We start from the raw sequence: 26,205 nt of genomic DNA, 5'->3' as shown, positions 1-26,205 counted from the left end.
CTGGGCGCTAGCCTTGAGCATCACGTCGTGTGACGGAAGCAGCCGTGCTGGCATGTCGCCCAAGACAACTTTAACGATTGCATCCCGCATCGTTTACCCGTTTCTATGAGTATCACTGTGATACAGTGGATGGGTCCATTCGAGGCTCGGCCGCCGTATCGTGAGGTAAACCATGCAAATCAATAATACTTTTAGCACTTACACGACTTCGCTATTTCAAGAGCCCAAGGCGGCTGATCCGGCTGGACAACCTGCTGCATCGCCCGGCCCGGCCAGTGTTTTTAGCCGTGGTGTCAGCACAGACATGACTGGCGTCTATTCTGATCCAAGGGTTACGTCGGTTGGCCCGGCCTCGCTGTCGCGAAAGACGCAGGATGTTCTCGAAAAGATCCAATCTCTCGTCAGGAATGAGTTGGAGACTATTGGCGCGGTTTTCCGCGGGCTGGCAAATCAGGATCTTGAACTTGAACCAGGAGAAGGCCTGCCGGAGGACACGATACTGTCCGGTTTGGAGCTTGAGCAATCTCAGAAGCTGTCCGATGACACAAAAGCAGCCGGTCTGTTGCAGATGAAATTCAGCCTGCAGTCCTCCCTTGCGTCGCAGGGCGCAGAGATGCTCAGTAATGCCCGGTCGATCTTGTTTGGTGAGCAGTACGTAGGCATGACCGAAGAAGAGCTCATCGATCATCAGATCAACGCGATGGTCGATATGCAAATGAATGCAATCAAAACCACGTTTGAGATGGCGCGCAGTGATGAGTTCGGGCAATTCGCGGGGGATGCCACGGAACGGACGGAGCTTGGCGAGCCGCTACAAGAGGATGATTTGGCGGCAATACGCGCCGATCTTCTGGCCAAACGGCGGGACGAATTCCAGCGTGGCGAGTTGAGACTCCAGGTTGACGTCTTCTCCAGCGTACATGCCGCCAACTATGATAAAGGCTATGCGACACTGGATACTGCTGGAGAAGGGCTGGTCGTTCAGCCGGAAAACGGCGTTGCCTTTGATGCTGACTGGACCATGTCAGAGGCAAGGCAAAGCCAATTCACTCGGATGTTTGATGGCATCACGGTGGTCGATGGTGAACTCGTCCTCGATCCAAGCAAGGAGAACCGTTTCACTCTTAGTGTCCTGAGCTTCCTTGAAAAATCTGGTGAGATTGGGTTGGAGTACCTCCGAGACGCGCGTGCGTGATGTCGCGCGCCTTGGCCTCCAACCCTGATGCTGTTCGTTCTTCGGGCTCAAAGGTGACTTGCATCGACAGGACGTCAGAAAACCGCAGCTCCTCTGGCGAGATCAAGAATTGATCAGGCTTGCTCCGTGTCCCTTCAAGATTTCATAGGTTTTGATTATTAACCGCACGTCAGCCCTTCGCGCGCCATTTCTCCAGAATATGACGGCTGGTCATCAGGTCCAGATGGGCGCCGCCGCCGTTCTTGAACAGGGTGATCGCCTCGGGATCATAGGCCGGGAAGCTGTCGAGGGAATAGAAATCCGCCAGCACATCGCCGCGCTGGATGACGCCCTCGGACAGCGGGATCTTGAACTCACCGATGTGATCCAGCGTGGTGTCGAAACTGTCGCAATAGATGCGCGCGCGGCAGAGCGCCTCGTCATCGGTCTCGCGCATGTCAGGGCGGTAGGCACCGATCAGGTTCAGGTGCTGGCCGGGTTTCAGCCATGCGCCCTGAACCACGGGGGTCGATGACATGGTGGAGGTGACGATGATATCGGCCGAGCGCACGGCGGCTTCAAGATCGGCGGCGACCTCGATCTGCGGATAGCTGGCCTTCATCTCTTCGGCCTTGGACTGGGTGCGGTTCCAGACCCGGATCTGGGCGCGGGGGTAGGCGGCACCAAAGGCCTCGACCAGCGATCCGGCGACGGTGCCCGCTCCGACGATCAGGATGTCGCGGCTGTCGGGGTTGGCCAGACGCATGGCGCCAAGCAGGCTGTCGCCCGCGGTCTTCCACTTGGTCACCAGGTGGAAATCCACCAGCGCGTCCAGGGTACCGTCCTGATCGGAGTAAAGACAGACCGCGCCATTGACCATCGGCTTGCCCGCCTTGGGATTGCCGGGAAAGATCGTCGCCGTCTTTACGGCCAGCCCCATGCCATCGATCCAGGCGGATCGGCTGAGCAGCGTGTCGGGATCGCGGTACAGAAAGGTATCGCCGATTTCCGCCTTGGGCAGATCATGCCCCTTGGCCAGCGCCTCGGTGAAGCCGACCCAGTCCAGCAGGGCCTCGCCCTCTTTGAAACCGATGGATGGAATGCTCATTTTGCCTCCTCTGGGGTCAAAAGCCCCTCTGCCACCAGGCGCGCGGCCCAGGTGTCGGGTGTGGTGAATAGATGGGTATGCCAGCCGCGTTGCGCGGCGGCGTCAATGTTTTCGGGGCGGTCATCGGTGAACAGCAGGCGCTCCGGCGCAATGCCTGTGTCGCGTTCCAGATGCGCGTAGATCTCGGGCTCGGGCTTGATGGTGCGCAGATCGCCCGAAACAAAGGCCCGATCGAATTCATCGAAGAAGGGATAGGTCTGGCGCGCCACCGCAAAGGTGCCGACACCGAAATTGGTCAGGGCAAACACTGGGATGTCGCGGGCCTGTAGCGCTCGCATCAGTCGCACCGAGTGCGGGATCTCGGGAGAGGCCATTTCGATCCAGCTGTCGTGCCAGTGGCGGATTTCCTCGGACCACTCCGGGTGACGCTCGGCCAGCCCGTAGACCGAAGCGCGGAAATCATCGCCGCGGTCCACGCCCAGATTCATCCCGTGAAGGTCTACCTCGGCGAACAGCCTCTTGCGGCGCTCGGGGCCAAGGCGGGCGTCAAAGAAGGCCTCGGGGTTCCATTCGATCAGCACGCGGCCAATGTCGAAAACGACGGCGTCGATGGGCATCTGCTGCTTCCTGTTCCGTTACATTACCCGACCGAACGTGGGCGCGGGCGGGCCACCGGGCGGCTGCGCCGGGTTTCCCGCCAGACTGAAACAAGGCCGGCGCCGATGATCAAGGCCGAACCGGCCCAGACCGGCAGATCGGGCCATTCATCGAACACCAGAACGCCCCAGAGCACGGCCATCGGCATGGCGATATACTCAAACGGCGCGGCCAGTCCTGCTTCGTTCAGCCGGTAGGCCTGGCTGACCAGATAGCCGCCAACGGATCCGGCCAGTCCGACCCCGATGAACAGCCACCAGTCCTGAGGCGCGGGCCAGACCCAGGCGCGCAGGATGTAATCCACTGCGGCGTTGTCGCCGGTGGCAAACCGCCCGTCACCGGTGAAAAGGCCGACCAGCGCGCTGACCACAAGAAAGCCGAAGGTGGGGTAGAACGACAGGGTCGCCGCCTTGTCGGCGCCGCCCGCCCGGCGGGTTAGCACGTGCAGCGTGGCATAGCCGCAGGCGCCCAGGAATGGCAGGATCGCGGCGGCCTGGAAACTGCCGGGGCCGGGCCGCATGATGATCAGAATGCCAAGGAACCCCACAGCCACTGCACCCCAGCGCCAGGGACCGACGCGTTCCTTCAGCACAACGACCGACAGGGCAGTCACGATCAAGGGCGTGGCAAAGGCGATGGCGACGGCCTCGGCGATGGGCATGATGGCCAGCCCGGTGAAAAAGCAGATGTTGGCAAACAGCACCGCGCAGCAGCGCATCAGGTGCAGTTTCGGCTGACGGGTGCGCAGGATGTTAAATCCCCCTTCGAGGGGAATAATCACCGCCGCCAGCACCAACAGCGCCACCACAGAGCGGACCATGACCACCTGGTAAAGCGGGTAATCCCCGGACAGGAATTTGAAGATCACGTCGATGACGGAGAAACTGATGGCCGATCCGGCGGCGGCCAGAAGCCCCAGAACGCTGACTTTGATTTCCTGACTCATGGGCCCCCCTGCACGCTTGCCTGATCAGTGACGGAGTTGCCTCTCCGCCGCAAGGCTCTGGGTGAGACTTTGTTGCCGGAAAATTGTTTTCGTTCAGGACTGTTTGGCGGCCCGGATCTCGCGCTCCAGACTGTCCAGAAACCGCGAGCGGTCCGCTTTGGTGAAGCCCTTGCCGCTGCCCCCCGCGCCAAGCGGGTTGGCGGCGCGCAGGTCGGCCATCAGGTCGCGCATCGCCAGCTGCTGGCCAATGTTGGCCTCGGTGAAGCGTTCGCCATTGTGGCGCAGTACCCGGGCGCCGGTCTCGATGCATTTGGCGGCGAGAGGGATATCGCCGGTCACCACCACATCGCCTGGTCCGCAGCGTTCGGCGATCCACATATCGGCCACATCGGCGCCTTCGGAGACGATCACGGTTTCCACCAGCGGATTGGCCGAGGGGCGCAAGCCGCCATTGGAGACCACGAACATCTTCAGCCCGTGACGGGTGGCGACCCGCTCGGCCTCTGCCTTGACCGGGCAGGCGTCGGCATCGATGTAAAGCGCGCTCACTCTTTCGCCTTTTTAGGCTCTGATTTCTCGGGAGCTTTGGTCGGCTGCTTCACCTTGAACTCATCCGGGATGGGCATCCGGTTGAAGGCATCCAGACCCGCGATCTTGTAGGCCTCGGCCAGGGTCGGGTAGTTGAAGGTGTTCTGGACGAAGTATTCCACCGTGCCCTGAAGGTTCAGCACCGCCTGGGCAATGTGAATAAGCTCGGTCGCGCCTTCACCGACGATCTGAACCCCCAGCACTCGGCGGGTTTTGAGTGAGAACAGCATTTTCAGCATGCCGTGTTCCAGCCCCATGATATGCCCGCGGGAGGTTTCGCGGAACCGCGCGATTCCGACCTCATAGGGCACACCGCGCTCCTGTAGCTCTTCCTCGGACATGCCGCAGGTGGAGATTTCCGGCACCGAGTAGATGCCATAGGGGAACCAAGGGCTTTCGGGGACGGTGGGCGTCTCCAGCGCGTGACAGGCGGCGACGCGGCCCTGCTGCAGGGATGTGGAGGCGAGCGAGGGGTGCCCGATCACATCGCCGGTGGCATACACATGCGGCACCGAGGTCTGGTAGGTCTTGCGCTCGACGCTGATGCGGCCTCGGTGGTCGGTCTCCAGCCCCACGGCCTTGAGGTTCAGATTGTCGGTATTGCCCATGCGTCCGGCCGCGAACAGCAGCATTTCACCGCGCACATGGCGGCCATTGGCCATGCTGACCTCGATATGGCTGCCTTCGTCCTCGATCTTCTCGATGGCCGAGCCAAGCCGCAGGTCGACACCGTTTTCGCGGATCTGATGGGTGAAATCCTCGATGATGGTGCGGTCGATGAAATCCAGGAAGGTCTCGCGCGGCTCGATCAGGGTCACTCGCACATCAAGCGCCGAGAACATGGTGGCATATTCCACGCCGATGACCCCGGCGCCCACCACGATCAGCGAGCGCGGGATTTCCTCCATTTCCAGGAATTCATCGCCATCGACCACGGTCTTGCCGTTAAAGGGCACGTCATCGGGGCGATAGGTGCGGGTGCCGGTGGCGATCAGGAATTTCTCGCCGGTGACCCGGGTGGTGTCGCCGGCTTCTGTCGCCACTTCAATCTCGTTCGGACCGGTAAAGCGCGCAAGCCCTGCCAGCCAGTCCACGTGGTTGCGGTTGAACTGGTGCTCCAGCACGTCCACCTCGTGGTCCAGCGTCATATGCAGGCGCGCCTTCAGGTCCTCGGCGTCGATCTGATCCTTCACCCGGTAGGCGCGGCCGTAGAAACTGCGCTCGCGCCAGCCGGTGAGGTTCAGCACCGTTTCTCGCAGGGTTTTCGACGGCACCGTGCCGGTGTGCACCGAAACGCCCCCCAGCCGGTCCTTGCGGTCGATGACCAGCACCCGCCGCTTGAGTTTCCCGGCCTGAATGGCGGCAGTCCGGCCCGAGGGGCCAGAGCCGATGATGACAAGATCGTAGTCGTACTGGCTCATGTGGTTCGGTCCTTTTGCGGATCAGTCCCGGTACAGCGCCTCGGCGTGAAACGAGACATGCTCTTCCATGAAGGTGGAGATGAAGAAATAGCTGTGGTCATAGCCCGGTTGCAGCCGCAGCGTGGCCTGCTGGCGGCGTTCGGCGACAGCCTGTGCCAGGGCTTCGGGGCGCAGCAGCTCATAGAACTGGTCGGCGGTGCCGGTATCGACAAGAACCGGTCCGGCAAAACCGGTGTCGCGCATCATCAGGCTGGCGTCATGTTTCGCCCATGCCGCCTCATCCGCGCCCAGATAGGCGGTCAGCTGCTTGCGGCCCCAGTCGCTGGCGGTCGGGTTGCAGATCGGCGCAAAGGCCGAGACCGAGCGGAACCGTCCGGGCAGGTTCATCGCCAGCGTCAGCGCGCCATGGCCGCCCATGGAGTGGCCGGAGATCGCTTGCCGCTCCAGATCGACCGAGAAATTTGCGCCCAGAAAGGCGGGCAGTTCTTCGGCGATATAGTCCCACATCTGGTAATGCGGCGCCCAGGGATTCTGGGTGGCGTTCACGTAGAACCCCGCGCCCTTGCCCAGATCATAGTTTTCATCGTCGGCCACATCGTCGCCGCGCGGCGAGGTGTCGGGGAAAACAATGGCAATGCCCTGCTCCGCGCACCAGGCCTGCGCGCCCGCCTTGGTCATGGCGTTTTCATGGGTGCAGGTCAGCCCCGACAGGAACCACAGGAGCGGCACCGGACCATCCTTTGCCTCTTCGGGCAGGAACAGGCCAAAGGTCATATCGCAGTTGGTGACCGTGCTCTTGTGCCGGTAGACGCCCTGCACGCCGCCAAAGCATTTGTTTTCCGATACGGTTTCCATGGTGAGGCTCCTTGCAAATGAGTGCCTATCAGCTACCCGTCGGCGGGGGCCGGGTCCAGTGTTGCGGCGCCCTGTCGCAGCCTTTTTGCGTCAGAAGCTTTGCAAAAGACTGAACGGGGGGCGGTTGGTGGAGATTAAAGTCCAGACGCCCAGGCGATAGCCAGCGGTACGGTCAGGATCGACAGCGCGGTCGAAATCAGAATCGCCGCTGAAACCCGGTGCGGCGCGACGTTGTAATGCTGCGCTAGCATGTAGACATTGCCCGCCACCGGCAGCGAGGCTGCCGCGATGGCCACCGAGGCCGGAAAGCTGGCGACGGGCACCAGCCACAACACGCCAATGGCAACGCAGAGCGGATGCAGCACCAGCTTGGCAAAGCTGAGCCAGACGGCAACCTGCATGCGCTCGGCCGATTTCGAGGCCAGCGAGGCGCCGATGGCAAAAAGCGCGCCGGGAGTGGCGGCGCCGCCGAGGATCGACAGGAAATCATTGACCGGCGCCGGGATCGGTTGCGCCGAGGCAGACCAGGCCAGCCCGGCAACGATGGCCACGATCATCGGATTTCGCACTAGTCCCATTGCGACCAGTTTCAGGGTGCGCGGACCCAGCCCCGATCCGCGCCCGGCATTGATTAGGATGACGATGAGCGAGGAGAACACCACCAGATCGACGCTCAGCACCACCATCATCGGCCCGATGGAGGCTTCGCCAAACAGGATCGCCATCATCGGCAGGCCAAGGAAGCCGACGTTGCCGATGGCGGCGCATTGCGCCTCGACCGCTGCGGTGGGCACGTCCAACCCCCTGAGGGCCGCCACTGCCGTGGCGATAAGGTAGACCGCGACGGTGCCAGCCAGATAGCCGAGGATCAGGTTGGGATCGAAAACCTCGGCAAAGGACAGGTTGGCGGCAAAGCGGAAAATCATCGCCGAAAGCGGGAAGAAGAAGACGAACTTCGTCAGATAGGCCGTGGCCTCTTCGGTGAAGAACCGCGTGCGCCCGGCCCAGTAGCCAAGGCCGATGATCGCAAAGAAGGGCAGGGTTCTGAAGAATATGTCAGCCATCGCTGAACTGGTAACCTGATTTTACCAAAACGAAAAGCCTGATTGCGCTCGTGGGTGACCTGATTGGGCAGGCGGGAGGAAGAGAAGAGCGCGCGCCTCCCGCCCGTCGCCTCTGCATGAAACATGCAGGGCTCCCGTTGGGCCGCGCCGCGCTGGCGCACGGCAGGGATATGCTTTGGCTATGGTTTTTCCTGCTTCGGCCTGTGCGCCGGTGGTGATGGTGCGCAACCCGCCGCGCGTCGGCGCGGCGCTACGCCCAACGGGAAGGGGGCAGGCCTTGGGCCTGTTGCCGGCGGGCGGGAGCATTCCGACGCTGTAGCTCTGGACGGTCAGCCGCTGCCGATCAGGGCGCCCGCGCCCAGAACCAGTGCTCCCCCCAGAACCACCTGCAGCGTGGCGCGCCAGAACGGTGTCTCCATGTATTTGTTCTGGATCCAGGCAATTGCCCAGAGTTCCACGAACACGATGACAAAGGCGATGGTCGTCGCGGTCCAGAACTCGGGGATCAGATAGGGCAGGGCGTGGCCAAGCCCGCCGAGCGTCGTCATTACCCCCGAGGCAATGCCCCGTTTCATCGGCGATCCGCGCCCCGACAGCTCTCCATCGTCCGAGGCTGCCTCGGTAAAGCCCATGGAAATACCCGCCCCCACAGAGGCAGCAACGCCGACCAGGAAGGTCGTCCAGGTGTCCTGCGTGGCAAAGGCGGTGGCAAAGATCGGCGCCAGGGTGGAGACCGAACCATCCATCAGCCCGGCCAGCCCCGGCTGCACCCAGGTCAGCACGAACTGCCGGTGCGCGGTGCGGTCTTCCTCAGATCGCGCATCGCCCGTCAGATGCGCCTCTTCCAGCTCGGCGGCGGTGTCGCGGTGACCCGCTTCGGCGGCCGCCAGATCGCCCAGCAATTTGCGGGTGGCGGCGTCCTGGGTGCGGGCTGCTGCGGCGAGGTAGAAGCGTTCGGCCTCCGCCTCCATCGCCTTGGCTTCTTCGCGGATCCGCTCAAGGCTGAGGTTCTCCATCAGCCAGATTGGGCGACGGTTGTAATAACCGGCCACGTGTTCGCGCCGGATCAGCGGGATCGCCGGGCCAAACCGCTGTTCATGCAAGGCGATCAGCCGGGCGCGGTGCTCATCCTCTTCGGCGGCCATGCCATCGAACATCTTCGCGGTGGCAGGAAAATCCTCCCGCAGCCGCGCGGCATAGCCGCGATAGATCCGGGCGTCGTCTTCTTCGGATGAAATGGCCAGCGCCAGGATCTCCTGGCCGGTCAGGTCCGAAAACCGTTTTCGCTGTGGAAGAAAGCGCATTTGGGCCTCATCTTTTTAGAATGGTTCTAACCATATGAGCCTGAGGACAAAGCGCAAGACCCATCGGCAGAGGCGCGCTGCGGCAGAGTGCAGCATTTGTCGTTGTTGCTCATGCTTTGACGTCGGGTGTTCCGGGTGCTGCTGGAGTGTTGATGACTGGGGAGTTGTTGAACAGCGGATGGGTAGGCTAAAGTGATCCGGTCATCCCGCCAGCGCCACGAGGACCGGTCATGAATGAGCAAGCCAGCATTGTCAGGACCGGACGTAAGTTTGACCAGGTTCTGGAAGGCGCGCGCGAGGTGTTCATGGCCGATGGTTTTGAAGGCGCCAGCGTCGACGATATCGCCCGTGCTGCGGGTGTGTCCAAGGCAACGCTCTATAGCTATTTCCCCGACAAGCGCCTGCTGTTCATGGAAGTTGCCCGCAACGAATGCGCCCGTCAGGCGGATGCGCCGATGGATCTGGCCGGGGCCTGCTGCACACCGCGTGATGTGCTTTGCGCTGCCGGGCGGCACATCCTGTCGGTCAGCCTGTCGGAATTCGGCCTGCGCATGTTCCGGATCTGCGTGGCCGAGGCAGATCGCTTCCCGGATCTTGGGCGCCAGTTCTATGAAAGTGGGCCGATGGTGGTCAGGGCCCGGCTGCGCGATTACCTGAAAGGCGCGGCTGCACGGGGGGAATTGCAGATCGAGGATTTCGACCTTGCCGCGGATCAGTTTGCCGAATTGTGCCGGGCCGATCTGGTGCCGCGTCTGATCTTCAACATCGATACCGAGTTTTCGGCCGAAGAGCGCGAGCGGGTGATCGCAGGGGCGGTGGAGCTGTTCTTGGCCCGTTATGGTGGCTGACCGGGACGAGCCTGTCCTTAGTCTGTGTCGCCTGCTTCGGCGCAGCGCAGTGCCGTTGATGGAGGCCCGCCCTCTGGGCGACCCTCCTGTGTCACGTCTCCCTCAGTGGGTGATGAAATCGTTGGGCGCATTCCGGTAGGTTTCGTGGCAGCTGAGGCAAGCCTGCACCATGCTGGGCACCGTCCGCAGCAGTCCGTTCAGGGTATATGCGTTCAGCTGTTTGGCGGCGTCCTTGGCGGTCTCTGCCCGGGTTTCGAAATCATCCCATTGTTGCCAGATCAGCGGGTTGGCGTGTGAATTCGGATCCATGCGCGGTTTCTTGAACCGTTTGCGGATGTCGCCTGTTGTTTTCACCAGCGTGCGCCGGGCGGCCTTGGCCTTGGAGGCGTTAAAGCTGGTGCGCCCGGCCATCATGTCAGCCAGCGTGGTAATGGCCGCTTTCTGGGTGGCCATCAGCTCGACCCGCCGCTTGACGTGCTTGTCCGCGATCGGTGCGGCTGCATCCAGTTGCGCACCTGCCAGGGCCAGACCCAGCACCAGAAGGGCAGGAATGCTGCGCAAGCCGCGCGGCGAGACAGAGGGCATGAGCGGATGCGTCATGAGCGCGGCTCCTGTGTGTGGGGGTGGATTGACCGAATCGAATGATTGGAACAAATGTAGAACATAGGCGGTGCCGACTGCTTGTTTTCGAAAATATTGGACCATCAAACCGGATCGTGTCATGTCCCACCGCCGCATATTGTCGCTCTGGTTTCCGCGTCTCGGAGCAGAGCGTGTGATGCGCGCCGGGCGTGGCAGTCTTGCCGGGCCTCTGGCCATTGTGGAGGAACTTTCCAACACACAGGTTATTTCTGCGTTAAATGAGGCGGCCGAGGCCGAGGGGCTTTTTGTTGGGCAACCGCTGCGTGATGCCCATGCCATTTGCGCTACGCTCTTGACTCGTAAGCGCAATATTCCGGCGGAAACGGCTTTTTTGATGGCTCTTGGGCGCTGGGCGGGCAAGTTCAGCCCCTGGGTTGCGCCGCAGGTCCCGGATGAAATCAATCTCGACATGACCGGCTGTTCACATCTTTTTGATGGCGAGGCGGCCCTGCTGACGCAGATCGATGCGGACTGCGCGGACATGGGGATCACGGTGCGGATGGGGCTGGCCGATACACTGGGCGCGGCCTGGGCGCTGGCGCGCTATGCAGGGCAGGGGGCCGGGTTGCCGGTGGACCGGTCCGGCGATGCCATCGATCAGGAGGCCCGCGCCACCCGCGCCCGCGCGGCCCGCATATCTGTACGCCCGGCGGCGCCGGGGCAAGGGGCGCCTTCGGGCAAGGCGGGGCGCAGGCACTGGACCCGGGGCGGTGCGGCACCGCAGGCGGTCGAGCTGTCGCAGCAGCCCGAACGGATCGCGCCGGTGGGGCAGGCGCACCGGGTTCTGGCGCCCCTGCCAGTGGCGGCCCTGCGGCTGGAGGCGTCAGCCGTGGCGCAGCTGGGCCGACTTGGCCTGCGGCAGATCGGCGATCTCCTGGATCAGCCCCGGGCCAGTCTGGCGCGGCGCTTTGGCCGGGGGCTGGTACTGCGCCTTGATCAGGCCATGGGCAGCACCCCGGAACCGGTCTCCCCGGCGGGGGTGCCTGACAGTTTTGCGGTGCGCCTGACCCTGCCCGAGCCGATCGGCCTGGTGGAGGATCTTCAGGCAGGGATCGATCGGATGCTGCCCCGGCTTTGCGCCTTGCTTGAGGAACGCGGCAAGGGCGCGCGTCTGCTGCGGCTTGAGGCGCACCGGGTCGATCAGGCGGCCCAGATCGTGACCGTCGGTCTGGCGCGACCCAGCCGGGACCCGGACCGCATCCGGCCGCTGCTGGCGATGAAGATGGAGCAGATCGACGCGGGGTTTGGCATCGAGATGCTACGTCTTGAGGCCATGCAGGCCGAACCCATCCATGCCCGCACCCAGGCAGGTCATCTGGAGGCTACTGCCGCCGCCAGAACCCGGCAGGCGGGCGGGCAGACCGTGGCGCTGGAAGATCTGATCGGACGTATCGGCGCGCGGGTCGGGCTGGAGGCGATCACCCGGCGCCACCCGGTCGAGACGCATATCCCGGAAAAAACAGCCAAGGTGCTGGCCGCCGCCTGGTCAGAGCCTGCGCAGGACTGGCCCGCAGCGCCCCATGCGCGCCCCTTGTTGCTGTGGCGCCCGGAACTGGTGATGGCCCCGGATGTGCCCCAGGTGCCCGAACGGTTCCGCTGGCGCGGGCGCGACTGGGAGCTGGCCACCGCCGAAGGCCCCGAGCGCATCGCCCCGGAATGGTGGTTGGAGGATCCGAACTGGCGAACCGGAGTGCGCGATTACTGGGTGGTGGTGACCACCTGCGGGGCCCGGTTGTGGTTGTTCTTTGCCCATGGCGCGGCGCTGTCGCGGGGTTGGTTCTGCCAGGGCAGTTTTGCCTGAGCGTGCCCCCGCCCGCGGCGCCGATCCTTCGCTCTGCGCCGAAGTCTTTGTCCTTGGGGCCGGGGGCGGCAGCGCCTAGGGTTATCAGATGAACAGACCAGACCCGCATAAGCCCCCGCAGACCCCGCGTTTTGATATTCTGGGGCAGGCCATCGGCGATGCCAGCCGCACCCGGATGCTGTGTGAGCTGATGGAGGGGCGGGCCTATACCAACAAAGAGCTTGCCGCAGCCGCCGGGATCACGCCGCAGACGGCGACCGCGCATTTGCGGATGTTGCAGGAGGCCGGGCTGGTGGTGGCGGAGAAACGGGGCCGCTGTGTTTATCACCGGCTGTCCGGGGCCGAGGTTGCCCAAGCGCTGGAACAACTGGCCGCAATCGCCCCTGCCGACAGTCTGTATCTGGCGCAGCGCCGCAAGGCGGGTGGACTGGCCGAGGTGCGCAGCTGCTATGATCATCTGGCCGGGCCGTTGGCGGTGGCGATGACGCAGGCCTTATTGCGCCGGGGGATGCTGGCAGAACGGGACGGCGGGTTCGATACCGTCCCATCCGATCTGTGGGCGCCGCTTGGGGTCACTCTGCCGGATCCGCAACGCAGCGCGCGCCGGCCCTTTGCCCGGCCCTGTCTCGACTGGACCGAACGGCGGCTGCATGTGGCGGGACCGCTGGGGCGGCAACTGCTGTCTTATGCGCTGGAGCGCGGCTGGATGCTGCGCCGTCAACACAAGCGGGGGCTGACCCTCACCGCGCCGGGCCGCAGGGCGCTGCAGCAGATCCTGGGGCTGGAGTTGTCCGGAAGCGCGACGGAATTGAGTGGGGGAGGACCCCATGTCTGAAACCAGATCTGACAGGCAGGATCAACGCTACACCGTTCAGACCGGAACCCGGCTGCTGGTGCAGGTGCCAAAGGGTGACGCCGCAAAGGTGATGGATGCGATTGTCGCCTGTGATCCGTTGCGCTGGGGCGATTATGATCAGGTGGGGTTCACCACCGCGACGGGGGTGCAACAGTTCCGCTCGCTTCCGGGCGGGGTCAACCGGGCCAGCGAAGCGGCGGTAGAGGTGCCTTGCGTCGAAGTGCAGGTCTTTGTGCCGCGAACTGGCGCTGATCTCGATCCGCTGCTACGGGCGATCTATGACGTTCATCCCTATGAAGAGCCGGTGATCCAGCTGCTTGCGGCCAGCCGCACCCGGCATATCCGGGGACAAGACGAAGGCAATCCCAACCGGTTCTGGAACCGGGCGGGTGCGGATTGGGTGCCCGATGTGCATCGCAGCGATGGGGGCGTGCGCGTCGAAACCGCTTGATTCCCGCCCGGATTGACGCGAACCTGATATCATGAGCTTTCAAAACACGGCGTCATTCCCCGGGGCTGGCATCCCAGAACAGGTTTCATTCGACCGCAAGGAACTGTCGGTGATCCTTTCCCTTTACGGTCGCATGGTGGCTGCAGGGGAGTGGCGAGACTACGGGATTTCCTCGCTGCGGGAATGCGCTGTCTTTTCGGTGTTTCGGCGCACCGCTGAACACCCGCTCTACCGGATCGAAAAACGCCCCAAGCTGCGCAACCGTCAAGGGCAGTATTCGGTGGTGGGCATCGACGGCCAGATCCTGAAGCGGGGGCACGATCTGAAAACCGTGCTGCGGGTGCTGGAGCGCAAGCTGATCCGCGCCGTCGACTGAGCCTTTTGTTAGTCCCTCAAACCAGGAGGCTCCTTTTCAGGATAAACGTTTGTGCGCAGTGACGGGGCCATCGCCCTGTTCGGCGATCCGAGTGATTGCGGCTTCCAGGGGTTCGATCGCCACGGCCATGTCATGGGCATTGGCGTGGATGATGCTCTCGCCGTCGCGCACCAGGGCAACATGGCCTTTCCAGAACAACAGATCACCGCGCATATAGGTGCTGCCTTCGGGCAGGGCGCGGCCCAGATCCCGCTCTTGCGGGCCGCTGTCGCCGGGACAGGCAATGCCGCAGGCCATCAGCGCGACTTGCACCAGCCCGGAACAGTCGATGCCAAAGCGGCTGTCGCCGCCCCAGAGATAGGGCGTGCCAAGGAACCCTTCGGCCACGGTAACCGGATCTTGCATCAGGCTGCCGATGGGCATCAGATGCGTCGCGGGGACATGCCCCAGTTCGGTTGCCGCGAAACGCCCGGAGGTTTCGCTGACCCGCAGCAGGCTGCCAAAGCTGAGACTGCATTGGTCCGCCGATTTGAAATCGGGTTTCGCATAGGCATGGGTCGCCGGGGCGCTGACCCAATGGGTTGCTTCCAGCGGCGCGGTCAGGGCCGCCACCGGGACATAGCCGGTATATCCATCCTTCTCGGCCCGGATCTGCGCCCAGCCATCCTGTGAGCTGAGAACCAAGACCGGCGCCCCATAAAGAAACTGCCGGTCGCGCGGGCCATCGGGACGTCGCAGAACATCGACAACGGGCAGGGCGATTCGCGCGCGCTCCTGCGCAGCGGTGTCCATCACGGGGCCGCTCATAGGTTCAACATCTCCGGCAGCGCGGCAAAGATCGCCCGCGCGCCCTGACCGACACCGCCCTTGGGGCGGGCAGGGGCGGTGCTGGGCGTCCAGCCATAGATGTCGAAATGCATGTAGCGGCTGTTGCCCGCAAAGCGGCGCAGAAAAAGGGCGGCGGTGATCGATCCGGCAAAGCCGCCCGCAGGCGCGTTGTCGAGATCGGCAATGCCGGGTTCGATCATCGTCTCATAAGGGTCGTGGAAAGGCATGCGCCAGACTGGATCGGCCATCTGCCCCGCCGTGCCTGCAATGGCAGCGGCATCCGCATCGGCGCTGGCGTAAAAGGGCGCCAGATCCGGCCCCACAGCCACCCGCGCGGCGCCGGTCAGCGTCGCCATGGAGATCAGCAGGTCAGGCGTATCCTCATCTGCCAGTGTCAGGGCATCGGCCAGCACCAGACGGCCCTCGGCGTCGGTGTTGTTGATCTCGACCGTCAGCCCCTTGCGGGAGGTCAGTACATCGCCGGGCCGGAAGGCATTGCCGGAAACCGCATTCTCGACCGCGGGGATCAGCACGCGCAGCTGCACTGGCAATCCGGCGGCCATGATCATCCGCGCCAGCCCCAGCACGGTGGCAGAGCCGCCCATGTCCTTCTTCATCAACCCCATGCTGCTGCCGGGTTTGAGGTTGAGCCCGCCGGTGTCGAAACAGACGCCTTTACCCACCAGAGTCAGCTTTGGTCCGCTATCGCCCCAGCGCAGGTCAATGAGGCGGGGGCGCGCCGTGGCGGCCCGGCCAACCGCGTGAATCATTGGCAGGTTCTGTTCCAGAAGGTCCTGATCCAGCGTCACCTGTGCCGTGGCGCCGAATTCGCGGGCCAGGTCCTCGGCTGCGGCTTGCAACTGGTCAGGGCCCATATCGGCGGCGGGTGTATTGATCAGATCGCGGGTCAGGCATTCGGCGGCCACCAGCGATTCGACGGCTTTCGCATCGACACCTTCGGGTGCAACCAGAGCAGCACCGGGCGCCTTGGCCTCCTTGTAGCGATCAAAGCGATACTGCGTCATCAGCCAGCCGAAACATTCCTGTTCCAGAGCAGCCTCGGGAATTGCGTTGCCGCCATCGCCCCCGCTTGCAAGTGTATAGATCCCTTCGGGCAGCTTTTCGGCTGCCGCCGCCAGCGTAAACCGCTGACGCGCACGCTGTGCTGCGCTGCCATATCCGGCCAGCGCCATTGCTGGGCCGTTTCCATCGGAGGCCGGAACCAGAAGCACCTGACCGATCACTCCCTTGAACCCATTTGCCCGCGCCCATCCTGCGACCTGATCTGGCTGGGTTTGCAGCCAGGTTTCGCAGGACGCCTGATCAATAACATAAAGCACAATAGCATTATCGCAGGGTGCGGCAAAAACGGGGGTCATCGGGATACTCCGGTCATGGGGGCTTATTCAGCCGTCAGAGTATCCGTCACCGCGTTGCCTGCAAGCCCTGCTTGAATACAGCCTGTGGGTCGGATTTTGGATTTGGGTTCTGGTCGTGTCGGATTCAGATGGAGAGGTCCTGCTGTTCCCAGACTGCGGTCAGGGATCTTTCGCCAACGCGCAGCAGGCGGAACACCGTTGCCGCAATGGCCGGCGAATCCTTGCTGTCGACGGCGTCGGTCACATCGCCGGCGATGGCCGCCATCGCGGTCATACCGATCTGATCCGAAATCGCGATCAGCGAGCGCGCGTTCTTGCGCAGATTTTCCATATCATTCTGACGCCACAAGCGTTCGCAATGCGAAAGGCGGACCGCCAGTTCTTCAATTGCACGGCAAACGACGTCTTCGGCTCCGGTCTCGCCCAGCTGTGAATACAGCTCGGACAGTTTTCCCGGATCCAGACGCACATTTTCCTTATGCATGACAGTGAGTATATTGGTCACCACATTCACCCCAGTTCACTATGCCCCCACGGCACGATGACCAATTTGACCCTCAAGAGTTGTCAAAAGGTTTCCAGGCTGATGCTGGAATCTCTCGAATTTGCTGACAATGCAGGCTATCACCCCTGTCAGGGTTCAAATCAGGGAATGCACCATATGCAATACGCCAAGCCTCTGCCGAGCTATCTCGTGACGCGTTACCACGGCTGGAAAGCGACGGCTTATCAGGAAAACCAGGGCTGGTACCGGCGTCTGGCTTCCGAAGGGCAGCGCCCGCGCGCGATGGTGATTTCCTGCTGCGACAGCCGCGTTCACGTCACCTCGATCTTTGGCGCGGACCAGGGTGAGTTCTTTATTCATCGCAATATCGCGAATCTGGTGCCGCCCTATGCACCCGATGGCGACCACCACGGCACCAGTGCCACGATCGAATATGCGGTTACGGTACTGAAGGTGGCGCATCTGATCGTGCTGGGTCATTCCCAATGCGGAGGCGTGCAAGGCTGTATCGATATGTGTAAGGGCCACGCGCCAGGGTTGGAGGCGAAGGAAAGTTTCGTCGGTCGCTGGATGGACATCCTGAAGCCGAAGTTCACTTTGGTCGAAGACATCGACGATGCAGAGAATCAGGCGCGCCAGTTCGAGCGTCAGGCGGTTGTCGCATCGCTTGAGAATCTGATGACCTTTCCCTTCATCGAAGACGCGGTCTCCGAAGGCTCGCTCAGCCTTCATGGTCTGTGGACGGACATCGGTGAAGGTGGTCTGGAATGCTATGATCCCAAAACTGGAGCATTCCAACAGGTTTGAACGGGACTCACATGGGGGGTAAGCTCAGGCCAGAGCCGGTTCAGGACTGGGTCCGGCGTTGCAGGTCAGCGGCGGCTTGGGTGTAGCCGCCCGAAGCCCCATCGACGAAATGCACATGATCATCCCGCATGGCAGAGGGCACGATACAGGTCACCATGGCTGCGTCCTGTTCGTGCAGGCCGAAGCGAATCTGCCCGGCCTGTTGTGTTCTCTCCAACAGGTCCAGGACCCGGTCCCGCACGGCAGGGCTACAATCGACGGTCATCTTCAGCCCGTCATCGAATTTTCGGAAGTCAGAGTTGGCGCTGAGCACGGACAGATAGTGATCGGGATCAAAACTGCCGGTTGGTTTGCCACGCCCAAACAGAAACCTTGCAATGGCGGACCCTGCGGTCAGCCACAGGGCGCGCAAGGACAGCGGGATATAGCCCCGCGAAAGACGCGCTTCGATCATCAGCCCCGGGGGCGGAAACCTCAGAGCGGGGCCGCTGACCGGGACCGGGTGTCCGCTGCGGTCCAGTTGTGCCGTCAGCTCCAGCAGTTCGGATGCAATCTGTGAAAACTGATGCGGGCCGGTGCCTGCAACGGGCAGGACAACCAGCGACATAATCAGCCCGTTGCGGGCGGGCGTATTGCTCCAGCGGCAGGACAGGCCGGTCAGGTCCGGAGGTTCCTCCGTCTCTGCCGCGCCGATGCTGTAGGCACCCGCCTTCATCTGCTGCTCGGCCCAGGCCAGACCCCCGCCCGAGAACATCGCATAATCGGCATCCTCGGACACTGCATAGCGGGCAACGGTCACGTTTAACCCCTCGGCGCGGATCCGTTCGATCGGCATCTGTGCCGCCCGCAGGGTGATGCCGAATTCATCTCTGACCCAATCCCGCAACCGCGCCAGAGTTTCGCGCGCGGTGCCCGCGTGCTCAGGAGCGACCGCAAAGGATGCCCCGTCGCCACCGAAACTATAGGGAAAGGCGGTATCGCCGAGTGTGTTCATCATGGCGGCAATGACCGAGGCGCCCACCATGTTGACGGTCTTGTATTCCCCGGCGGCAATCAGGTCGGTAGAGGCTACGATGTCGGTGCAGCATACCACCCAGTGCTGCGGTAGCGGGACAAAGACCTCTGGACGGGCCAGGGCCGAGAAGGCTCCGTGTTTGGGGAGCTGTTCATAAAACCTGTCCTGCCGTGTCATCGCATCCTTGGCCGTTCCAATCGTTCCGAGGGATATCGGTCTCCAAAGGAATTGTAGTGATCTGGCAAACATGCAAGTTACACCAGCGTGATTTAATGCTCCTCTTGCGACGGGAATGATCCGCGCAACAGAAGCATCGGGGGGATATGAATGCAGGCGGGATTGATTCTGCTGTGCCTGGCCTATGTGCTGAGCCAGTTTTTCCGAGCTTTTCTGGCGGTTCTCACAGGGGTACTGGGCACTGATCTTGGGGTGAAACCGGACGATCTCGCCTTTGCATCGGGGATGTGGTTCCTGGCCTTTGCGGTGATGCAGTTGCCCGTCGGCTGGGCGCTGGACCATATCGGCCCCAGACGTAGCGCAGCGGTTTTGCTGTTGCTGGGTGGTGGGGGCGGCGCGCTTGTGTTCGCCCTGGCAAGCGGGCCGTTTCACATTGCGGTCGCGATGTTCCTGATCGGGATCGGCTGTTCGCCAGTTCTTATGGCCTCCTATTTCATCTTTGCACAGACCTATCCGCCGGTGCGGTTTGCGACGCTGGCGGCGCTGATGCTTGGGGTTGGATCAGTTGGCAATCTGGTGGCCTCTTATCCCACGGCGCTGGCAGTAGAGCTGGTCGGCTGGCGCGCGACGCTGGTCGGGCTGGCCGCCGTTTCCGCCAGCGTGGCAGCGGGGATCTGGCTGACGGTCAAGGACCCGCCAAAGAGCCATACAGAGGTCAAAGGCTCGGTTCTCGACCTTTTGAAAATGCCGGTGCTCTGGGCAATTTTTCCTATCATGTTGGTCAGTTATGCCCCGGTCGCTGCGATCCGGGGATTGTGGATCGGTCCCTATTTTTCCGATGTCTACGGGATGGAGACCGGTCAGATCGGGCTGATCACCCTGATCATGGGGGTGGCGATGATCCTCGGAACCTTTGTCTACGGGCCATTGGACCGAATGCTGAGCACGCGCAAATGGGTGATCTGGGGCGGTAGCATGGCGGTGGTTCTTGGCCTTGTGGCCCTGATTGTACTGAGCGGCGCGCCGGTCTGGGTGCCAGTCGCACTGATGGCGGGGATCGGCTTCTTCGGCGCCTCCTTCCCGGTGGTGATCGCCCATGGCCGGGCCTTCGTGCCTGCGCATCTGGTGGGGCGCGGAGTCACGCTCTTGAACTTTTTCGGCATCGGCGGCGTTGGGCTGATGCAATTTGCCAGCGGCCGCATTCACGCAGAGATGGCGCAAGGGAGCGATCCTGCTGCGCCGTACATTGCCCTGTTTGGGTTTTTCGCGGCCTCCCTGCTCCTTGGCTGTGTGATCTATCTGTTCAGCCGTGATAGCCTGGATTGATGATGATGGTGTGATGGTGGCCCTTTAAATTCTGGCGCAATCCCTATATGACACCGCAGCCGGCCACGAGGCCGGGCAAAACTGGAGAAACTAATTATGGGTTATCGCGTCGTTATCGCGGGCGCCACGGGTAACGTGGGCCGCGAAATGCTGAACATTCTGGCCGAGCGCCAGTTTCCGGTGGATGAGGTTGCCGTCCTGGCAAGCCGCAAATCCCTGGGAACCGAAGTGACATTTGGCGACAAGACCCTCACTACCCAGGATCTGGACACCTTCGATTTCACCGGCTGGGACATGGCGCTGTTCGCCATCGGCTCGGACGCAACCAAGAAGTATGCGCCCAAGGCGGCGGCTGCGGGTTGCGTGGTGATCGATAACTCCTCGCTGTACCGTTACGATCCGGACATCCCGCTGATCGTGCCCGAGGTGAATCCCGAGGCGGTGCACGGCTATTCCAAGAAAAACATCATCGCCAACCCGAACTGTTCGACCGCGCAGATGGTCGTCGCGCTGAAGCCGCTGCACGACCGCGCCAAGATCAAGCGCGTGATCGTCAGCACCTATCAGTCGGTGTCCGGTTCGGGCAAGGAAGCGATTGATGAGCTGTGGGACCAGACCAAGGCCGTCTACAATCCGACTCAGGATGTGCCGCCCAAGGTCTACCCCAAGCAGATCGCCTTTAACGTCATTCCGCATATCGACGTCTTCATGGAAGACGGGTCGACCAAGGAAGAGTGGAAGATGGTCGCCGAGACCAAGAAGATCGTCGATCCCGCCATCAAGGTCACCGCGACTTGTGTGCGCGTGCCGGTCTTTGTTGGGCACTCCGAAGCGCTGAACGTCGAGTTCGAAGACCATCTGGACGAAGACGAAGCGCGCGACATCCTGCGCGAAGCGCCGGGCATCATGGTGATCGACAAGCGCGAAGACGGTGGCTACGTGACCCCGGTCGAATGCGTTGGCGACTATGCCACCTTCATCAGCCGGATCCGTCAGGACAGCACCATCGATAATGGTCTGAACCTGTGGTGCGTCAGTGACAACCTGCGCAAAGGCGCAGCGCTGAACGCGGTGCAGATTGCCGAACTCCTGGGCCGTGAGGTTCTGAAAAAGGGCTGAGTTGCAGCGCAACTTGCTTTAAAAACCAAATAAAACTGGGGCCATTTCGCAAGAAGTGGCCCCATTTGCATCCGGCAGCCGCCCCATTGTGGTCACAAACAAGACCATGCTGGTAAGAGTCAGAGAAAACGAGGAACGCTGCCATGTACTCCCATGATTTTGAACGTGAAACTGTGACGACCGGCGATGCAGCTATGGCCCAGACGGCCTGGTCCAGCGCCTGCGATCAAAGCCGCCTGGACACCGAGATGATGATCCAGCTGCGTATATCGCTGTGTCCGATTTTCGATGATGCGACCAGCTGGTCCGAGCTGCGCAGCGCCCTGCAGGCCAAGGGATTCTACATGAAGCGTGCCAAAGGCCACATGCATCTTTATGATGGTCACAGCCACGTGCAGATCTGCACCTGCAGCTTCCTCGGCTACCCTGCCGAAGAGCTGGAGCAGCGGTTCAAGAAAACCGCCCCAACCCGCGCAGTGCGCAAACTGCCGGTGCGCAACTAGCGCATTCTGAGCGGCGTCGAGAGAGAGCGGCCGTCCGGAGGGGGGCACCTCCTTTGGTTGTTGTGGCGAGAGGCGGACCGGCCCGCAACGTATCAGCCCCCAGCCCCCGGTCCACAGCGCGTTGCCGCGTACCAGCAGCAACATCTATCCTTTTGGCTAGGTTAACGCAAAAATGGCCCGGCTGTTTGCCCCTTCGGGCAGATAGGCGCAGCCTCCGAAATACGGTAAGGTTTACTTATTCCCGCGGGGTCTTGAGATCCTGCACTGTCCCTGACGTCGCTGACAACCAGTCCCGTCCGGCCCGCCATCCTGCCCCCCCTTTGGCAGTGGTCGGACATTGCATCCCTACCTTGGGATTGGTGGTTGGCGGCGTTGACGGTGCCGGGCTGATATTTGCGTAGTTTTGAACAGGGTGCCGCTCTCTCTCGGCGCCCTGTTTGTCTGTCTAGCCCCCAATGTCTCGATAGCGGTGCCTGAGGTCAGGTGGGCTCCCGCCCACCATTGCCGGATCGAAGATCCGTCTCTGTTGGTTGGGTCTGGCGCCGCTTGCGCGGCGCAGGGATTTGCTGAGAGGCGCCTTGAGGGGCAATTCTGCCTCTCAAGGCGCCAGATCGATTATTGGGTATGTATCCGCGTCAAGGGTGAACCGCACCTGTGGTGCGGCGGCTGCGCCGCCCTTGACCCGGGGACCCTATCCGCTGTTGCGCAGGCGGCCTACGATACCGGTCGGGAAGAAATAGACGCTGAGGATGAACAGGACGCCCAGCCACAACAGCCAGCGGTCCGCATTGAGCAGGTCCGGTAGCAGAGGCAGAGCGCTGGTCAGCTCGGACGCGGCGCCCATCAGGTTTTGCAGATAGTTCTGCGCCAGCACGAAGAGCGTTGCGCCAACGACTGCGCCATACATTGTTCCCATGCCGCCGATCACCACCATCAGTAGGATATCGATCATGATCTCCATCGACAGTGAGGTGTCCGGCCCCACGTAGCGCAGCCACACCGCATAGAGCGCGCCAGCGAGAGCAGCTGCCGCTGCCGAGAGGCAGGTGGCCGCTACCCGGTAGTAAACCACCTTGTAGCCGATTGCCTCGGCCCGGAAATCGTTTTCGCGGATTGCCTGCAGGACACGGCCAAAGGGCGAGTTCACCACCCGCAGCAGCCCGAGGAACAGCACCAGCGCGCCAATGAAAACGAAGTAATAGGCCAGGAGCTTGCCGTTCAGTTTCACCCCGAACAGCTGGCCGTCGAAGGCTTCCTTGCCGAATTTGAAGGCCGGTCCCAGCTCGCGCGGGGTTTTGAAGGTCAGCCCGTCTTCGCCGCCGGTCAGGCCCGAGAGCTGGCTGACCAGCACCGCGACAGCCGAAGCCACCGCCAGCGTGATCATGGCAAAGAAGATCGCCCGCACCCGCAGGGAGAACAGGCCGATCACCAGCGCCAGAAGCGCTGCAACGCCTGCTCCGGCGATGGCGCCGATGGCGATGGAGTCAAAGCCGCGCCCCAGATGGGTCGAGGCCAGCGCTACCCCGTAGGCGCCGATACCAAAGAACATCGTATGGGCGAAGCTGACGATACCGCCATAGCCGAGCAGCAGGTCGTAGCTGGCGACCAACACAATGAAGATGCAGATGCGTGCTGCCGTATCCACCGTGCGCACTCCGGGAAAGAGGAAGGGCGCCAGCGCCAGGCAGACAAGGATCACACCAAGAATAAGCGCCAGCGGCACGGAGCGGGGCATATCGCCCGAAAGAAGGGTACGTATCATTTTGCTTTTACCACCGGGATCATGCCCATCGGGCGCCACATCAGGATGGTGACCATCAGGGCGATATTGGAAATCAGCGCCGCCTTGGGTTCGATGAAGGCGATGTAATTCTGCAAAAGCCCGACCAGCAGGGCGCCGATGAAACAGCCCTCGACCGAGCCAAGCCCACCGATGATCACCACGATGAAGATCAGGATCATCGCCTGATTACCCATATGGGCGGTGACGACCTCCTGGTAGAGGCCCCACATCACGCCGCCCAGACCCGCGAGCGCGGACCCGGCGATGAAGACACCGACGAACACCAGCCGCAGCCTGTACCCTAGCGCCTGTACCATCTCACCGTTCTCGACCCCGGCCCGCACGATCAGGCCGATCTTTGTCCGCCGCAGCACCCAGCGCATGGCGAGAAAGACCGCAAGGCCGACACCAACGGCGACCAGACGGTATTTCTCGATCGCGGCCCCGGCAAAGGTGATGGCACCTTTCAGCGCCTCGGGACGCAGGATGTAGATTTCCTCGGGGCCCCAGAGCACGACGATCAGCTGTTCCACAACGATCAGCCCGCCCATGGTCACCAGGATCTGCTTCAGGTGGTGGCCGTAGACCGGCTCCACGATCACCTTTTCAAAGGCCCAGCCCATGATGCCAGTGGCAATCATGGCGCCCAGCACCGCCACCAGCAGCGCCGTAAGGTTCAGGAGCAGCGAGGGCGCCTCGGTCATATGCCCAAGGAGCAGCAGCACCGAAATGCCGACAAAGGCCCCGACCGAGACAAAGGCGCCATGGCCGAAATTGATCACATCCATCAGGCCAAAGACCAGCGTCAGGCCCGAAGCCATGATGAAAATCATCATCCCCATGGCCAGACCCGACACCGTCAGAGTCAGCCAGCTTGAGGGGTTCTGGATGGCGAGGAACCCGGCGATGGCGATCAGCGGCACCAGCAGGACTGGCATATGCGGTGCGATACGGTCGCGCAGTGAAACGTCGGCCATCTTGGGGGCGTGTTCAGGTGCGGCGCTCATGGCTGGCCTCCCAATAGGTTTATCTGCTGTTCAGGGCGAATTGGCGTCAGGACAGTCATCAATGTGCCTCCAGACTGAGGCCCATCAGGCGTTCCTGCAGGGCCGCATCGGTTGCCAGCTCCTGCATTTCGCCGGACCAGATCATCCGCCCGTCGTCCATCACATTGGCACTGTCTCCCAGCGCCTTGGCGACGGCAAAGTTCTGTTCCACCAACAGCACCGAGGCGCCTTGATCTTTGAGATCCTTCAGGGCGCGCGCCATGGTCGAGATGATGGCGGGCGCCAGACCCTTGGTCGGCTCGTCGATGAGGTAAAGCTTGCGTTCCTCGACCATGGCGCGGGCAATCGACAGCATCTGTTTTTGCCCGCCCGACAGGTTCCCGGCCTCGGATTTCCAGAAGGTCTTGAGCGGCGGGAAGGCGGCAAAGATCCAGTCGAGCCGGGCCGAGTTGATCGGGCCGGAGACGGCGGCCAGCACCATGTTTTCCTCGACCGTGAGATCAGCGAAGATTCCCATGTCCTCAGGCACGAAGCCCAGCCCCAAGCGGGCAATCGCCGGGGTGGGCAGTTTGGTGATATCCTCGCCATCGAACAGGATGCGGCCCTTATGGGCGCGCCAGTGGCCGATGATGGTGCGCAGGGTGGTGGTCTTACCGACCCCGTTGCGGCCCAGAAGCATGGTCACGGCAGCGCGCGGCACCTGCAGATCCACCCCTTGCAGGATGTGATATTGCGCGATGTTGGTATAGACGCCTTCGAGTTTCAGGATCGGATCAGACATCGGCCAGTACTCCTTCGAGGCCCCGGCCCATATAGGCCTCCTGCACCACATCCGAGGCCATGACCTCGGCCGGGGGACCATCAGCGGCAAGGGCGCCGTTGTGCAAAACGATGATGCGGTCGGCGAGGGTGCGGATCACGTCCATCTTGTGTTCGACCAGCAAGATCGTGCGGTTCCGTTGGTCTTTCAGTTCCTCGATCAGGTCCAGCACCACCGGAGCCTCATCAACGCTCATGCCTGCAGTGGGTTCATCGAACATATAGACAGCGGGATCGAGCGCGATCAGCAGCGCGACTTCCAGTTTACGCTGATTGCCGTGGGACAGCTCTGAAACCACCTGTTCGCGCTGTTCCAGCAGGCGCACGCGCTGCAGGATCGCCTCGGCCTCGGCGGTTAGATCTCCGTGGCGCGAGACCATGGACCACAGGTTGAAGCTGCGGCCCGATTTGGCCTGCACCACCAGACGCACGTTTTCCAGAACCGACAGGTTGGGAAACAGATTGGTCAGCTGAAAGGCCCGGCCGATCCCGGCGCGGGTGCGGGCAGAGACCGACTGGCCGCTGATATCGCGGTCATGCAGGAAGACGCGCCCGGCGCTGGCAGGGATCTGGCCTGAAATCAGGTTGAAATAGGTCGTCTTGCCCGCGCCGTTGGGGCCGACAATCGCAGTCAGCTGCCCGGGATGAAAATCGCAGGTCACCGCATCGACAGCCACGTGGCCGCCAAATCGGACCGTCAGATCACGGGTACTCAATATGGGAGAGGAAGTCATGTCAGTCTCTGGTCTGCCCGCGCCGGGGTGCCTGAAACAACGGGCACCGGGACTGCGGAAATGGGCCATGCGATGGCCAGGCCGGACAAAGGGCGGTCCGGGGCATGGCGCC

At 62.3% G+C, this 26,205-nt stretch carries 27 protein-coding genes; 10 read left to right on the top strand and 17 right to left on the bottom strand.

All coding sequences use genetic code 11. The features are described from left to right. The first annotated feature begins 172 nt into the window (after window positions 1-172). Window positions 173-1,195 carry a hypothetical protein gene (locus tag SM765_RS13800; RefSeq protein WP_274835574.1) on the top strand — a complete coding sequence of 341 codons (1,023 nt, stop codon included), beginning with the start codon at window positions 173-175 and terminating at the stop codon, window positions 1,193-1,195. A 169-nt stretch (window positions 1,196-1,364) separates the two neighbouring features. Here SM765_RS13800 and SM765_RS13795 read toward each other — a convergent pair whose 3' ends face one another. The 8 genes from SM765_RS13795 to mbfA all read right to left on the bottom strand — a co-directional run bounded on the left by SM765_RS13795 (window position 1,365) and on the right by mbfA (window position 9,117). Next, window positions 1,365-2,282, bottom strand: coding sequence for an ornithine cyclodeaminase family protein (locus tag SM765_RS13795; protein WP_274838211.1), 918 nt, complete (start codon window positions 2,280-2,282; stop codon window positions 1,365-1,367). Further along, a complete protein-coding gene (locus tag SM765_RS13790) occupies window positions 2,279-2,899 on the bottom strand; it encodes an HAD family hydrolase (protein WP_065271637.1) in 621 nt (206 codons plus the stop codon). The genes SM765_RS13795 and SM765_RS13790 overlap by 4 nt, the downstream gene beginning before the upstream one ends. Before the next feature lie 23 nt (window positions 2,900-2,922). Continuing rightward, window positions 2,923-3,885, bottom strand: coding sequence for a DMT family transporter (locus SM765_RS13785; protein ID WP_274838212.1), 963 nt, complete (start codon window positions 3,883-3,885; stop codon window positions 2,923-2,925). 93 nt (window positions 3,886-3,978) lie between these two features. Next, window positions 3,979-4,434: a YaiI/YqxD family protein gene (locus SM765_RS13780; RefSeq protein ID WP_274830370.1), complete on the bottom strand. Its 456-nt coding sequence runs from the start codon at window positions 4,432-4,434 to the stop codon at window positions 3,979-3,981. Further along, window positions 4,431-5,894 (bottom strand): Si-specific NAD(P)(+) transhydrogenase, encoded by a 1,464-nt coding sequence (gene sthA, locus SM765_RS13775; RefSeq protein WP_274838213.1) that lies wholly within the window; start codon window positions 5,892-5,894, stop codon window positions 4,431-4,433. Before sthA ends, SM765_RS13780 begins: the two co-directional genes overlap by 4 nt. A 21-nt stretch (window positions 5,895-5,915) precedes the next feature. Beyond that, window positions 5,916-6,749, bottom strand: coding sequence for an S-formylglutathione hydrolase (fghA, locus tag SM765_RS13770; protein WP_274838214.1), 834 nt, complete (start codon window positions 6,747-6,749; stop codon window positions 5,916-5,918). A gap of 134 nt (window positions 6,750-6,883) precedes the next feature. Beyond that, window positions 6,884-7,813, bottom strand: a complete 930-nt coding sequence (locus SM765_RS13765; protein ID WP_065271632.1) for an AEC family transporter — start codon at window positions 7,811-7,813, stop codon at window positions 6,884-6,886. Between the two features lie 329 nt (window positions 7,814-8,142). After that, entirely contained in the window at window positions 8,143-9,117 is a 975-nt protein-coding gene (mbfA, locus tag SM765_RS13760; RefSeq protein ID WP_274838215.1) for an iron exporter MbfA, read from the bottom strand. A gap of 230 nt (window positions 9,118-9,347) precedes the next feature. On the opposite strand from mbfA, the gene SM765_RS13755 reads away from it, so the two are divergent. Then, the gene (locus SM765_RS13755; RefSeq protein ID WP_065271630.1) at window positions 9,348-9,965 is read left to right on the top strand and encodes a TetR/AcrR family transcriptional regulator; all 618 of its coding nucleotides are present in this window, start codon (window positions 9,348-9,350) and stop codon (window positions 9,963-9,965) included. A 102-nt stretch (window positions 9,966-10,067) separates the two neighbouring features. On the opposite strand, the gene SM765_RS13750 is transcribed toward SM765_RS13755, so the two are convergent. After that, window positions 10,068-10,565, bottom strand: a complete 498-nt coding sequence (locus SM765_RS13750; RefSeq protein WP_274838216.1) for a c-type cytochrome — start codon at window positions 10,563-10,565, stop codon at window positions 10,068-10,070. A 121-nt stretch (window positions 10,566-10,686) separates the two neighbouring features. On the opposite strand from SM765_RS13750, the gene SM765_RS13745 reads away from it, so the two are divergent. The 4 genes from SM765_RS13745 to SM765_RS13730 all read left to right on the top strand — a co-directional run bounded on the left by SM765_RS13745 (window position 10,687) and on the right by SM765_RS13730 (window position 14,091). Continuing rightward, complete coding sequence (locus SM765_RS13745) at window positions 10,687-12,408, top strand: Y-family DNA polymerase (RefSeq protein WP_274838217.1); 1,722 nt, start codon at window positions 10,687-10,689, stop codon at window positions 12,406-12,408. Between the two features lie 88 nt (window positions 12,409-12,496). Next, window positions 12,497-13,243, top strand: a complete 747-nt coding sequence (locus SM765_RS13740) for an ArsR/SmtB family transcription factor (protein ID WP_274838218.1) — start codon at window positions 12,497-12,499, stop codon at window positions 13,241-13,243. Then, a complete protein-coding gene (locus tag SM765_RS13735) occupies window positions 13,236-13,715 on the top strand; it encodes a YqfO family protein (RefSeq protein ID WP_274838219.1) in 480 nt (159 codons plus the stop codon). Before SM765_RS13740 ends, SM765_RS13735 begins: the two co-directional genes overlap by 8 nt. A 31-nt stretch (window positions 13,716-13,746) precedes the next feature. Then, the gene (locus SM765_RS13730) at window positions 13,747-14,091 is read left to right on the top strand and encodes a DUF2794 domain-containing protein (RefSeq protein WP_065271626.1); all 345 of its coding nucleotides are present in this window, start codon (window positions 13,747-13,749) and stop codon (window positions 14,089-14,091) included. Window positions 14,092-14,127: 36 nt separating this feature from the next. On the opposite strand, the gene SM765_RS13725 is transcribed toward SM765_RS13730, so the two are convergent. The 3 genes from SM765_RS13725 to SM765_RS13715 all read right to left on the bottom strand — a co-directional run bounded on the left by SM765_RS13725 (window position 14,128) and on the right by SM765_RS13715 (window position 16,782). Beyond that, complete coding sequence (locus tag SM765_RS13725; RefSeq protein WP_274838220.1) at window positions 14,128-14,898, bottom strand: C40 family peptidase; 771 nt, start codon at window positions 14,896-14,898, stop codon at window positions 14,128-14,130. Beyond that, window positions 14,895-16,298 (bottom strand): leucyl aminopeptidase family protein, encoded by a 1,404-nt coding sequence (locus tag SM765_RS13720; RefSeq protein ID WP_274838221.1) that lies wholly within the window; start codon window positions 16,296-16,298, stop codon window positions 14,895-14,897. Before SM765_RS13720 ends, SM765_RS13725 begins: the two co-directional genes overlap by 4 nt. A gap of 124 nt (window positions 16,299-16,422) precedes the next feature. Next, entirely contained in the window at window positions 16,423-16,782 is a 360-nt protein-coding gene (locus tag SM765_RS13715) for a hypothetical protein (protein WP_065271624.1), read from the bottom strand. Window positions 16,783-16,959: 177 nt separating this feature from the next. Between SM765_RS13715 and SM765_RS13710 the strand changes: the two genes are divergently transcribed. Continuing rightward, window positions 16,960-17,610 (top strand): carbonic anhydrase, encoded by a 651-nt coding sequence (locus SM765_RS13710; RefSeq protein WP_274830397.1) that lies wholly within the window; start codon window positions 16,960-16,962, stop codon window positions 17,608-17,610. 40 nt (window positions 17,611-17,650) lie between these two features. On the opposite strand, the gene SM765_RS13705 is transcribed toward SM765_RS13710, so the two are convergent. Next, window positions 17,651-18,802 carry a DUF3095 domain-containing protein gene (locus SM765_RS13705; protein ID WP_274830362.1) on the bottom strand — a complete coding sequence of 384 codons (1,152 nt, stop codon included), beginning with the start codon at window positions 18,800-18,802 and terminating at the stop codon, window positions 17,651-17,653. A 150-nt stretch (window positions 18,803-18,952) separates the two neighbouring features. On the opposite strand from SM765_RS13705, the gene SM765_RS13700 reads away from it, so the two are divergent. The 3 genes from SM765_RS13700 to SM765_RS13690 all read left to right on the top strand — a co-directional run bounded on the left by SM765_RS13700 (window position 18,953) and on the right by SM765_RS13690 (window position 21,750). After that, window positions 18,953-20,128 (top strand): MFS transporter, encoded by a 1,176-nt coding sequence (locus SM765_RS13700; RefSeq protein ID WP_274838222.1) that lies wholly within the window; start codon window positions 18,953-18,955, stop codon window positions 20,126-20,128. A gap of 96 nt (window positions 20,129-20,224) precedes the next feature. Further along, the gene (locus SM765_RS13695) at window positions 20,225-21,247 is read left to right on the top strand and encodes an aspartate-semialdehyde dehydrogenase (protein WP_065271621.1); all 1,023 of its coding nucleotides are present in this window, start codon (window positions 20,225-20,227) and stop codon (window positions 21,245-21,247) included. Window positions 21,248-21,390: 143 nt separating this feature from the next. Further along, window positions 21,391-21,750 (top strand): aspartate-semialdehyde dehydrogenase, encoded by a 360-nt coding sequence (locus SM765_RS13690; RefSeq protein WP_274830359.1) that lies wholly within the window; start codon window positions 21,391-21,393, stop codon window positions 21,748-21,750. A gap of 691 nt (window positions 21,751-22,441) precedes the next feature. Here SM765_RS13690 and SM765_RS13685 read toward each other — a convergent pair. The 4 genes from SM765_RS13685 to SM765_RS13670 are packed head-to-tail and all read right to left on the bottom strand — an operon-like array spanning window position 22,442 to window position 26,093. Next, window positions 22,442-23,512, bottom strand: a complete 1,071-nt coding sequence (locus tag SM765_RS13685; protein ID WP_065271619.1) for a branched-chain amino acid ABC transporter permease — start codon at window positions 23,510-23,512, stop codon at window positions 22,442-22,444. After that, window positions 23,509-24,540: a branched-chain amino acid ABC transporter permease gene (locus tag SM765_RS13680; RefSeq protein WP_065271618.1), complete on the bottom strand. Its 1,032-nt coding sequence runs from the start codon at window positions 24,538-24,540 to the stop codon at window positions 23,509-23,511. Before SM765_RS13680 ends, SM765_RS13685 begins: the two co-directional genes overlap by 4 nt. 58 nt (window positions 24,541-24,598) lie before the next feature. Further along, entirely contained in the window at window positions 24,599-25,321 is a 723-nt protein-coding gene (locus tag SM765_RS13675) for an ABC transporter ATP-binding protein (RefSeq protein WP_274838223.1), read from the bottom strand. Continuing rightward, window positions 25,314-26,093 (bottom strand): ABC transporter ATP-binding protein, encoded by a 780-nt coding sequence (locus tag SM765_RS13670; RefSeq protein WP_065271616.1) that lies wholly within the window; start codon window positions 26,091-26,093, stop codon window positions 25,314-25,316. The genes SM765_RS13675 and SM765_RS13670 overlap by 8 nt, the downstream gene beginning before the upstream one ends. Between the last annotated feature and the right edge of the window lie 112 nt (window positions 26,094-26,205).

Source organism: Pseudophaeobacter sp. 1A09344 (genome assembly GCF_041008745.1).
Taxonomy (GTDB): Bacteria; Pseudomonadota; Alphaproteobacteria; order Rhodobacterales; family Rhodobacteraceae; genus Phycobacter; species Phycobacter gallaeciensis_A.
This window is presented reverse-complemented; position numbering and strand designations above follow the sequence as displayed.

Bases quoted from the DNA above. Each gene is read 5' to 3' on its own strand.
- SM765_RS13800 (WP_274835574.1), top strand. From the start codon at position 173: ATGCAAATCAATAATACTTTTAGCACTTACACGACTTCGCTATTTCAA.
- SM765_RS13795 (WP_274838211.1), bottom strand. From the start codon at position 2,282: ATGAGCATTCCATCCATCGGTTTCAAAGAGGGCGAGGCCCTGCTGGAC.
- SM765_RS13790 (WP_065271637.1), bottom strand. From the start codon at position 2,899: ATGCCCATCGACGCCGTCGTTTTCGACATTGGCCGCGTGCTGATCGAA.
- SM765_RS13785 (WP_274838212.1), bottom strand. From the start codon at position 3,885: ATGAGTCAGGAAATCAAAGTCAGCGTTCTGGGGCTTCTGGCCGCCGCC.
- sthA (WP_274838213.1), bottom strand. From the start codon at position 5,894: ATGAGCCAGTACGACTACGATCTTGTCATCATCGGCTCTGGCCCCTCG.
- fghA (WP_274838214.1), bottom strand. From the start codon at position 6,749: ATGGAAACCGTATCGGAAAACAAATGCTTTGGCGGCGTGCAGGGCGTC.
- SM765_RS13765 (WP_065271632.1), bottom strand. From the start codon at position 7,813: ATGGCTGACATATTCTTCAGAACCCTGCCCTTCTTTGCGATCATCGGC.
- mbfA (WP_274838215.1), bottom strand. From the start codon at position 9,117: ATGCGCTTTCTTCCACAGCGAAAACGGTTTTCGGACCTGACCGGCCAG.
- SM765_RS13755 (WP_065271630.1), top strand. From the start codon at position 9,348: ATGAATGAGCAAGCCAGCATTGTCAGGACCGGACGTAAGTTTGACCAG.
- SM765_RS13750 (WP_274838216.1), bottom strand. From the start codon at position 10,565: ATGACGCATCCGCTCATGCCCTCTGTCTCGCCGCGCGGCTTGCGCAGC.
- SM765_RS13745 (WP_274838217.1), top strand. From the start codon at position 10,687: ATGTCCCACCGCCGCATATTGTCGCTCTGGTTTCCGCGTCTCGGAGCA.
- SM765_RS13740 (WP_274838218.1), top strand. From the start codon at position 12,497: ATGAACAGACCAGACCCGCATAAGCCCCCGCAGACCCCGCGTTTTGAT.
- SM765_RS13735 (WP_274838219.1), top strand. From the start codon at position 13,236: ATGTCTGAAACCAGATCTGACAGGCAGGATCAACGCTACACCGTTCAG.
- SM765_RS13730 (WP_065271626.1), top strand. From the start codon at position 13,747: ATGAGCTTTCAAAACACGGCGTCATTCCCCGGGGCTGGCATCCCAGAA.
- SM765_RS13725 (WP_274838220.1), bottom strand. From the start codon at position 14,898: ATGAGCGGCCCCGTGATGGACACCGCTGCGCAGGAGCGCGCGCGAATC.
- SM765_RS13720 (WP_274838221.1), bottom strand. From the start codon at position 16,298: ATGACCCCCGTTTTTGCCGCACCCTGCGATAATGCTATTGTGCTTTAT.
- SM765_RS13715 (WP_065271624.1), bottom strand. From the start codon at position 16,782: ATGCATAAGGAAAATGTGCGTCTGGATCCGGGAAAACTGTCCGAGCTG.
- SM765_RS13710 (WP_274830397.1), top strand. From the start codon at position 16,960: ATGCAATACGCCAAGCCTCTGCCGAGCTATCTCGTGACGCGTTACCAC.
- SM765_RS13705 (WP_274830362.1), bottom strand. From the start codon at position 18,802: ATGACACGGCAGGACAGGTTTTATGAACAGCTCCCCAAACACGGAGCC.
- SM765_RS13700 (WP_274838222.1), top strand. From the start codon at position 18,953: ATGCAGGCGGGATTGATTCTGCTGTGCCTGGCCTATGTGCTGAGCCAG.
- SM765_RS13695 (WP_065271621.1), top strand. From the start codon at position 20,225: ATGGGTTATCGCGTCGTTATCGCGGGCGCCACGGGTAACGTGGGCCGC.
- SM765_RS13690 (WP_274830359.1), top strand. From the start codon at position 21,391: ATGTACTCCCATGATTTTGAACGTGAAACTGTGACGACCGGCGATGCA.
- SM765_RS13685 (WP_065271619.1), bottom strand. From the start codon at position 23,512: ATGATACGTACCCTTCTTTCGGGCGATATGCCCCGCTCCGTGCCGCTG.
- SM765_RS13680 (WP_065271618.1), bottom strand. From the start codon at position 24,540: ATGAGCGCCGCACCTGAACACGCCCCCAAGATGGCCGACGTTTCACTG.
- SM765_RS13675 (WP_274838223.1), bottom strand. From the start codon at position 25,321: ATGTCTGATCCGATCCTGAAACTCGAAGGCGTCTATACCAACATCGCG.
- SM765_RS13670 (WP_065271616.1), bottom strand. From the start codon at position 26,093: ATGACTTCCTCTCCCATATTGAGTACCCGTGATCTGACGGTCCGATTT.